This is a genomic window from Pedobacter sp. UBA4863 (assembly GCF_002399615.1).
Lineage (GTDB): Bacteria > Bacteroidota > Bacteroidia > Sphingobacteriales > Sphingobacteriaceae > Pedobacter.
In genome coordinates this window covers 121,701-131,363 of the sequence record NZ_DHDZ01000029.1, presented here as the reverse complement: position 1 = coordinate 131,363, position 9,663 = coordinate 121,701, and the positions used below count along the sequence as shown (strand labels likewise).

Sequence of the window (9,663 nt, the reverse complement as noted above, 5' to 3'; positions counted from 1 at the left end):
CTGTAAAATATTAATATCATTTTTAAACAGCTTCTAAGATGGAAAATCAATTGCTAAAGAAACTACAGGTTAAGCCTAGTTTTAAAGTGAGCGTAATTAATGCGCCAGAAAATGCCATCGCTATATTTGGCATTATTCCAGAAACAATTGAATTTGGTTACCAAATAAGGCAAGATAACAACGCCTATCTCCTTTTTGCCATTACCAAAATAGATATGGTTACTGCCCTAAAATCGATCATAAAATCAATAGGTGATAAAACCATCGTCTGGATTTTTTATCCGAAAGCAAAAACACCGCTAGCTGCAGATTTAAACTTAATGCAGTCGTGGGAGGATTTGGTCAAATTAGGTTTAGCACCCTGTGGTTCGGCAGCAGTTAACGAAATATGGACCGCAATTAGGGTAAAACCCGCCGATAGCCAGAAAAAATCTGGGGTGGGCAATGCCGAAATTGCCAACAACGAATATAGCAACTACATAGATGTGGCCAATAAGACTGTTACCTTGCCCACTTATTTAAAAGAAGCTTTAAGCAAACAACCATCGGCTTTAGCTTTTTACGAGCAACTGGCCTATTCGCATAGAAAAGAATATGTATTGTGGATTATTACTGCAAAGCAGGAAAAAACCAAACAAGATAGAATAAATAAAATGATTGAAAAGCTTTTGGAACGGAAGAAAAATCCGGCCGAAAAATAATTAAACCAAACACAGCATAATAAAGACTGCGTTAATAAAAACAAACAAATGCATTTAGCGCTTGTTAATTAAAACATGACCAGATACCTCAGTGCCATTACATGCTTAGCCCTCTTAAATTTAGCCACCATTATTTGCTGTGCGCAATCTATCCGAAAAGATAAATTATATACGGTAAGCGGCATAGGTACTGCTATTCCTTTAGGCCAAAGCAGCGATTTTCTTGCCCCAAAGATTTCTACTACCTTGGGTGCAAATTTAGGGATTGGTCAAGGTGGATTGTTTCTCTATCCTAAATTTAACCTACATGCCTTTTCTTATTCGGCTATCTTTCCAGACAACGCCGGCACCTATGCAATACAGACCGGACGGGCAAGTACTTATTTGCTAAACATGGCGCTGGGCTATCGGAAGTTTACTGGTAAATTTGCTTATTATGCTTATGTGGGCGCTGGTGGCGGTTATATACTTACGCCTATGGCTCGTGTAAATAATGCCAACCAACAAGTAAACCTAAAAAACAAAACCCATGGCATGCCCATGGCCGAACTAGGCGCAGGCATAGAATTAAATTTAGGTGGCTTAGCTTTATTTACCGAAATGAGCTATATGAACGGCTTTAAAAATATCCAAGACCGTAACTTTACCACTTTGCCTTTAACTTTTGGCATAAAGCCTAATTTAAGCAAGCTTTTTCATTAACGTTTGCCGTACTAATTAGCAAATTTTCCTATCAATTAACGTTTTTTAACAGTGTCTGCTTTAAACCTCTAGTATCCTTATTCATCTTACATGATAAATAACCCTAGTGTAACTTAAAGGACATAAACAAATGAAAAAATTATTGTACACCCTAGCATTTGCTGTATTAAGCTTTACAGCAAGCTATGCACAAAGAACTGAAAAAGTTAGATTAACCGCTGAAGAAAAGGCCGATAAATATGCAACAGCCTTACAAACCAAGCTAAGCTTAACCGCCGACCAAAAAACAAAAATTAAGCAAATTGAACTTGACAGGATTAAAGAGCATGACGGCTTACGCAAACAAGATGAAGCTAAAATGAAAGCAAGGCATGAGGAACGCAAAGCGGCCATGAAAGCGCATCAAGACAAAATTAACGCCGTACTTACCCCCGAACAACAAAAAACCTTAGCAGCCCAAAGAGATGAAATGAGAAACAAGATGAAAGAGAGAATGAAAGACCGTAAAAACAGGCCGCACAAAGTGGATAAAGTAGAAAAAAGTCAATAGACTATGTTGTACCACTAGCAACGATATAAAAAAAGCGGTCTCCAATTTAATTGGAGACCGCTTTTTTTATGGTTATTTCAAATAACCGCCTTTATTTAATACTTCTGCCCAAACTTCGTAACCAGCAGCTATTAAATGTAAGCCGTCTTTGGTAAGATCAGCCCTTAGCTTTTTATTTTCGTCAATAAAATGACTGTACAAATCAATAACAGTTACATTTTTATCAGCGTATTTTTTAATCTCCTCATTAATGAAATTGTAATGCTCTTCTTTATCCCAATGGTTCTTTTTAGGAAATGAGTTGTTTACTGGTAAAATGGTGTAGAAATAAATTTGTGTTTTTTTACTTCCTTTTCTAATACGCTCAATCATTTTTTTATGATTGCGAACAATTAAGCTATCTGGGATATTTCTAGCAACATCGTTAGTTCCTATTAAAATAAAAACCTTAGCTGGCTTAGCGGCTATAATCTCTTCCAATCGGTCTAAAACACCAAAAGTAATATCTCCAGAAATACCTCTATTTTTAGCATTAGCAATAGCCAATATTTTACCCCAATTGCCGCCCTGTGTTATACTATTTCCTAAAAAAACAAAATCTTTCTTTCCAATTGGATCTTTCTTAAAAAATTCTATCCTATCATTATACCTAGCTGGACGATAGGTGGTATCGTATGCTAACTTTTGTGCATAAAGCGAATTAAATGTACCAGTAGTTAATAGTAAAAGTGCCAGTACTAAAAATTTGGTTTTTGCTGTCATAAAAATTAATGTGATAATGGAGTTAAATTACTTAAGTTCTTCTTCTCTCTATTCCACGTAAATGAAGTAAAGAAAATAGCGAACACACAAGCTACTAAAATGGTTATAAAACTGGTATCCCAACCGTATTGATCTACTAAATGGCCTAGTGCGGCGTTAGCCAACAAATCTCCTATAAAATAACCAAACAATCCTGTTAAGCCTGCAGCAGTTCCGGCCGCTTTTTTAGGTACCAAATCAATAGCTTGCACGCCAATTAACATTACTGGCCCATAAATAAAGAAACCTATTGCCCAAAGCGATGCATTTTGTACCACATGGCTATTGCCCGGGTTTAACCAATATATTAAAACTGCTATAAAGGTAAAAACCATGTAAATAATGGTAACGGGTGCTCTTCGCCCCTTAAATAACTTATCGCTCATTAGGCCACAGAGTAGGGTACCTGGTATAGCAGCTAATTCATATCCGCCAGATGCCCAAGCGGCTTCAGATTTAGTAAACCCTTTTGCTTCTTGCAAAAATGTTGGTGCCCAATTTATAATTCCATTTCTAACTAAATAAACAAAGGCATTGGCTACCGCAATAAACCATAGAAGTCTATTATTAAAAACATATTTAAAGAAAATCTCTTTAGCAGAAAATTCCTTTTCTTGGGTTTTAGCATCATAACTTTTAGGGTAATCATTATTGTATTCTTCTATTGGCGGCAAACCTACAGATTGCGGGGTATCTCTTACCAGCCAAAATGCCACTAAGGCAAACACAATAGCCACCATACCGGGAAAATACAACATGCCTTGCCAACCGGCAAACAGCTCAAAGCCTAATACGGTTAAAGGACCAACAAAAAAACCACCGATATTGTGTGCTAAATTCCAAATAGACATGGTAGTACCACGCTCTCTAACAGAATACCAGTGTGCTACCACTCTTCCGCAGGGTGGCCAACCCATGCCCTGTACCCATCCGTTAATAAAAAGAATGATGAACATGACCGCAATGGAAGAAGTTGCGAAAGGAATTAACCCCATAAAAATCATGGTAAACGAAGATAGTACCAAACCAATGGTTAAAAAATACCTTGCATTACTTCTATCAGAAACATTGCCCATAATAAACTTGCTAAAGCCATAAGCAATGGATAAAGCCGAAGCAGCCAAACCTAATTCGCCTTTGCTATAGCCTAATTTTTGGAGCTCAGGAACGGCAAACGAAAAGTTTTTACGCACAAAATAATAAGCGGCATAACCGATAAATATGCCTATAAAAACCTTTATTCTTTCTTTACTATATATTGCTTTTACCTTGTCGGCTGGTAATAATGGTTTATGTGCCGCAGGAGCAGGAAAAAGTCTAAATGCCATTTTGGTGAATTGTTAATTTGGTGAAGTCTATAAAATAAAACGACCAACTCTTTTCAAGTTAATCTAACGGTTAGCAGGTAATTATGGTTTACAATAAATTGGTATAATCGGTAATAATGCCATCTACGCCTAATGCCTTTAAATCAGCTATTTCTTCGGCAGTATTTACTGTCCAAGGCACTACTTTTACACCATCTGTATGGGCTTGCTTTATAAATTGCGCATCTACCATTTTATAAGCCGGGCTAATAATAAAGGGTTTAAAGCCCAGTTCGGCAATATTTTCTTCGTAGCTTTTCTTATTGTTTACCAAGAAAGAGGTTTTTAGCTGAGGATATTCTTTATTTAAAATGCGAATGGTACGCATATCAAAAGATTGTATAACTACATAGGGTTCTATCTTTTTGGCTTTGATTACCTCTACCAATAATTTTACAAAAACATCTGGAGTTGGGTTGGTTACCCCATCGCCCTTGGCGCTACATTTGGTTTCTATATTATAAAAGTATTGCTTTTTATTTTTAGCCTTAATTTCGTGCTGTACACTGTCAATTAAATCGGCCAGCAAAGGAATGTATGTTTTTACTTTCTTTTGCTGAGGGAAATCTTTATGGAACTTGGTGCCAATATCAAACGCTTTTAACGTTGCATAGTCCATTTTAAAAACATTGTACTTCTTGGCTTGAATTTCTTTGCCATCTGGTGAGAGCATAAAGCCGGGGCTTAGGTAATCATCGTGAGTTACCACCACTTTACCATCTTTGGTAATATGTGTATCCATTTCTAAAGTGGTAGTTGCTGGATAGTTCATGGCATCTTTCATCGCCAAAATGGTGTTCTCGGGCACTAATCCCCTACCGCCACGGTGTGCCTCGGCACTAAATTTAGGAAAATCAACATTGTTTATTTTGGTAGTTTTATTAACCGTACATGCGTTTAGGCAAATAAGGGATAGGCTTACCGAAAAAATAATCTTTTTCATCTGTTTATTTATTGTTTTTTAATAGCTGATGAGAACTCGATGTAAATATCCAGTGCCCTGTGTAAAAATGTTATTTATATCTCGGTTTCATGATCAAGTATAAAACTTACAGCTAATTTTCTGTTAAGGTAGTTTTTTTTCGGCGGTAAATTGCTCGCCAAACCTATCTGTTGCTATTATTTTTACAATTTTCACGGTAGCACTGCAATGCGCCATAAATAAATGCTCTGTTCTGCTTGGCTCGGCAAAAGTTCTACCTTTAGGTAGTTTATCACCTTTGTATAGCCTAACCGCCTCTGGATCAAAACCCTTCATTGCTTCTAATGCCACAGGCTGTCCATCTAGTAAACATTCTACTTTCCAAGCGGGATCATAATTCCAAACGTTGGCTATAATACGGTTATTGGCCGTTAATGGCTCTATATCTATACTAATTTGATGCTTTCTGTCTAAGTCGGTGCCTTTATAGTACCATTTCATTTGGTTACCATTCACTTCGTAAACACCGTAACCGCGTGGCGAGCCATCACTACAAATTGGTCCGGTCCACCAAGCGCCACAAACTGCTCCATGATTATGCTCAAAAACTCCTTCCTTAATTACATTACGGGTATAATGGGTATGCCCAGACATGACGTGTACATTGGTAAAGCTTCTTAAGATATCGTAAAAAGCGGTATTATTTTTAACCGAATTATGAATTGGAATATGCACATTAATGATCACTAAATGATCTTTTGGTACATGCTGGAGGTCTTTTTCCATCCAAGCTAATTGTGCCTCGCTAATGTAGCCATCGTATTTTCTTTCTTCGCCAAGGTATCTTACATCGTCTAACACAATATAATGTGCTTTACCACGGTTAAATGAATAATAAGTAGGCCCAAAATATTGTTTAAAAGTACGATCAGAGGTGTCATCGCCGCCTAAGCGATAATCCATATCGTGGTTGCCCAAGCACTGGAAGAAAGGAATGCCCATAGCTTCAACCGCTTTGCTGTAATCATCAAAAAGTGGCAATGCGTCCCAAACCAAATCGCCAACACCTATGCCGTGTACCAATGCTTTACTACCTAAGTCTTTTACCAATCGTTTTACATCGGGCACCGAGGTTTCCATCATTTGTGCTACATCTTTTTTGTTCTTCACCTGCGGGTCTGCCCAAATAATAAAATGATGTTTATTGTCGGCTTGTTTTAGTTTTTTCAATTTAAAATCTAGCTCATTGCGGGCACCTAAAGCTTCGTATTGCCTATTAATGCTGCCAACATCTGTCTTAAAATCGTAGCCAGCAGGTGTACTTAAAAACAAAAATTCTGATTTATCATTCAGTGTAATGGAATATTTGCCCATGGCATCGGTTTTAACCACCTCAAAGCCGTCTGACAATACTACATTTGCAATTGGGTTTTTACCATCGGTTACTTTTCCGGTAATGGTATTGCCGTGTGCTAGTTGATTAAAAGCGTTTGATTTTAGGCTAACTACCATCCCTGTAGCAAGCAATCCAAATCGTTCTAAGAAAATTCTGCGGTTCATTATATAATTATATTTTAATTTACCTGTTGTGCATTTAGCCACAGTACCTGTATTTATTTTTGTTGTTTTCTACCAAGATTGAACTAAAAGGTTACTTTACGTAAATTACACTCCTTATAGCTCTCATAGAACTACCATTAACACTTACACGACCATTATCGCCTTTGCCTTGTACAAACATGGTTGATGAGCCACCACCATCGAAATTCATGGCATTAACCGCTCCTAAAGCCTGTAATATTTTGGCCACATTAAGGGTACTTAATCCCGTAACTCCGCTGTTATAGTCAACCACAACCATAAACAAGCGTTTTCCATCGGCCGTTAGGCCCAAAGCCGTTCTTGCGGTTGACGACGAATTGTGGGAATTTGTCATATCTAGGTTTTCTATTATGCCATTTTTAATTAGCATAGGCCCGCACACAATTACATTTTGGGCCTCTGCCACCGGAATAGCGGCCGCCTCAGGGTTTTGGTTTCTGCCGCCGGTAGTAATGTTTCTGATGCTGGCTATATTATTGTTTATGGTTAAAGCTGCATTGGTAAATATGGGGTTTACGTTTAAGTGTCCGTCTTGCATTTTAACACTGTTAATTCTAATATAGGGATCTTTATCGCTTGCCCCACTCATTGGAAAATACCCAGCATTGATGCCAACTATTGCACCATAATCATTACACATGGCCACGGTAGATTTGTTACTGGTAGAAAAACCTATACCCAAAGTGTTACTTGCATTAAGCGTTACATCTAACACATTTATTCTTCTGGCCGAACCAAATAAGTTAAACTGGCCAGTTTTATAAACAACGCCCGCTCTTGCAGTATGCGATGTCCAGTTATAAGTGGCCACCAAGTTTTGGTCGGCATCTACCGCTATGCTACGGGCATTTGAAACCATGCCCAGCTTATTAACTGTGATATTGGCAGTAGCTGCCGATCCTAAATTAGGAGCAATTACCGTAAGAGAAGTTTTGCTAGCGGCAATAACTGTTGCCTCTACTTCCCCGAATTTTACGATATTATCTGCTTTGTTTTCACTAAAATTATTACCAACAATAATAACTGTAGAGCCATAAAAACAGCTAGCATTTGCAGAGCTTATAGTTGGAGAAGACGTATCTGTATAATTGAACGACTTTTGATTAGAGGCTACATTAGCAATGTAAACTACCACCTTTACCGTTTGGTTTGAAAAACCTGCAGGTGCATTTACCTTTATTTCGGTATCTTTAACTGAAACAATAGTAGTTGCTTCTTGGCTCTCAAACAGCACTTTCACTTTGGCTTTATCTGTACCAAACCCCGTTCCGTTGATGGTAATAACATCCGCAGGCTTTCCGCTTTCTGGTGATATAGCCGCAATTACTGGTGCCGCAGGAGTAGGCGTAACAGTAGTGGGATTATTATCTTTCTTTCCACAAGAAGAAAGGGTTACAACAGGAAGAATTAGGAAGAAAACTAGTAAAAAGTTAAGGCATTTTAAATTCATTTTCATTATACGCTAATCGTTTTAATGCTTATTTATAGGAGATTGATACTTATTATTAAAACTTTATTTTAACCAAAACAAGGGAGATGACCTCCCTTGTTTTGGTTATTCATTGTTAGACTGAGTTTGCCGTTCCTCCCAACTACTGTTCCTAAGAAACACTTATCAGGGAAATTAGCAGGCAGTCTCCCCCGTCTGGAGAGATGTGCAGCGATTTTTAAAACTTAACCGACACGCTTTCGCTACCTTGAACTACTTTTAATAGGTGTAAAGAGTTACCTAACTGAACAGGAATACTCAACTGATTAGCACCTGCGTTTACATTTTGTTGTACAGTAGCCAATTTAGCTCCCGAAACACTATAAACCGTAAAGCTTGCCTTGCCATTTGCTAGGGCTTGGTAGTTTACGGTAATACTAGTTTTATTGGCCAATACTTTGATATTGCTTTGGTTTAAACCTACCTTGGCCGATACTACTTTAGACAGGGTAGATTTACCATCAAAGTCTATCTGTTTTAACTGGTAGTAATTTACACCTGCCGCTGGGCTGTTATCGGTATAGCTGTAATTATTTACCGTAGCAGTAGTGCCATTTCCGTTTACTTTATCAATAGTATTAAAGTTTGCTCCGTCTGTAGAGCGGTTAACCTCAAAATGTGAATTGTTTTGCTCTGATGCAGTTGTCCAAGCTAAATCTACGTTGCCTATTTTGTTGGCTTTGGCGGTGAAAGAGGTTAGGGAGACTGGGAGGGTGGTAACACCTGTGCCTGTTTCTATATCTGCTAGTGTTGAGGTACTATTCAACAAGATAAAACTTCCAGATCTAGGTGTATTCCATGTATTTGTAACCGTATTATAATCTCCTCCAAACTTAAAAAATCTTTGTGCTGCATATAAATTGGATGAAACAACAGCTGTATTTAAACCTTTGTTATAAAACTCCCCATTTGCAGTAGAATACAAGTCATTATTACAAATTCTAAAACCGGCTTCAGGTGGCCCAACCTGATAATGCCCAGCATTAGGGTTGCCCCAAAAAACCACATCTATTGGAATAGTGCTTCCGGTTACGTTAGTAGTATTAAACACTGCTATACCATTAGCAGTATTGGAGTTTACAAAAAGTCCTGTTCTTGATTGAGCATTAGGACCATCACTAACTACTTTACCGTAGTCCACGCTCTTAATCCATTTTGCGCTACTAATATCTGTTGACCCACTTCCATTTATCGTTTTACCATCACCTCCAACATAAAAAAACTCTCCTTTAGAAACAGTTCCTGAAGTTAAGTTAAACTGATATGCTAAAGCACCTCCCCCAGCCCAACCATCTACAGTAGAAAGTGAACTGCCACCAAAATATAAAGCTACTACAGCATAATTATTTACTGAGAAATCAATATTCTGCGTAGCTTTTAGCTGCAAATATTCATATGCCTTTGCTGTAGAAGGAGATGCTGCAGCATCTCCACCATTAGGATCAGCCATTACCCCCGTAATAATAATCTGCGCTTTAGCCGACAACAGTATTGCAGCCAAAGAAAATGTAAGTAAAAGTTTTTTCATA

9 protein-coding genes are annotated in these 9,663 nt (G+C 37.9%); 3 read left to right on the top strand and 6 right to left on the bottom strand.

The window, feature by feature from the left end:
* The first annotated feature begins 38 nt into the window (after positions 1 to 38).
* From B3I52_RS05935 to B3I52_RS05925, 3 genes are all read left to right on the top strand, one after another.
* Positions 39 to 701 (top strand): YdeI/OmpD-associated family protein, encoded by a 663-nt coding sequence (locus B3I52_RS05935; protein ID WP_293299517.1) that lies wholly within the window; start codon positions 39 to 41, stop codon positions 699 to 701.
* 75 nt (positions 702 to 776) lie between these two features.
* Positions 777 to 1,403, top strand: coding sequence for a hypothetical protein (locus tag B3I52_RS05930; protein WP_293299516.1), 627 nt, complete (start codon positions 777 to 779; stop codon positions 1,401 to 1,403).
* Positions 1,404 to 1,533: 130 nt separating this feature from the next.
* Positions 1,534 to 1,953 carry a hypothetical protein gene (locus B3I52_RS05925; protein ID WP_293299515.1) on the top strand — a complete coding sequence of 140 codons (420 nt, stop codon included), beginning with the start codon at positions 1,534 to 1,536 and terminating at the stop codon, positions 1,951 to 1,953.
* A gap of 72 nt (positions 1,954 to 2,025) precedes the next feature.
* On the opposite strand, the gene B3I52_RS05920 is transcribed toward B3I52_RS05925, so the two are convergent.
* From B3I52_RS05920 to B3I52_RS05895, 6 genes are all read right to left on the bottom strand, one after another.
* Complete coding sequence (locus B3I52_RS05920; RefSeq protein ID WP_293299514.1) at positions 2,026 to 2,715, bottom strand: GDSL-type esterase/lipase family protein; 690 nt, start codon at positions 2,713 to 2,715, stop codon at positions 2,026 to 2,028.
* Positions 2,716 to 2,720: 5 nt separating this feature from the next.
* Positions 2,721 to 4,082 (bottom strand): glycerol-3-phosphate transporter, encoded by a 1,362-nt coding sequence (gene glpT, locus B3I52_RS05915; protein WP_293299513.1) that lies wholly within the window; start codon positions 4,080 to 4,082, stop codon positions 2,721 to 2,723.
* Positions 4,083 to 4,170: 88 nt separating this feature from the next.
* Positions 4,171 to 5,064: a glycerophosphodiester phosphodiesterase family protein gene (locus B3I52_RS05910; protein WP_293299512.1), complete on the bottom strand. Its 894-nt coding sequence runs from the start codon at positions 5,062 to 5,064 to the stop codon at positions 4,171 to 4,173.
* Positions 5,065 to 5,187: 123 nt separating this feature from the next.
* Positions 5,188 to 6,603 carry a calcineurin-like phosphoesterase family protein gene (locus tag B3I52_RS05905; RefSeq protein ID WP_293299511.1) on the bottom strand — a complete coding sequence of 472 codons (1,416 nt, stop codon included), beginning with the start codon at positions 6,601 to 6,603 and terminating at the stop codon, positions 5,188 to 5,190.
* Between the two features lie 91 nt (positions 6,604 to 6,694).
* Positions 6,695 to 8,101 (bottom strand): phosphodiester glycosidase family protein, encoded by a 1,407-nt coding sequence (locus B3I52_RS05900; protein ID WP_293299510.1) that lies wholly within the window; start codon positions 8,099 to 8,101, stop codon positions 6,695 to 6,697.
* A gap of 211 nt (positions 8,102 to 8,312) precedes the next feature.
* Positions 8,313 to 9,662, bottom strand: coding sequence for a hypothetical protein (locus tag B3I52_RS05895; protein ID WP_293299509.1), 1,350 nt, complete (start codon positions 9,660 to 9,662; stop codon positions 8,313 to 8,315).
* Position 9,663: the final 1 nt, after the last annotated feature.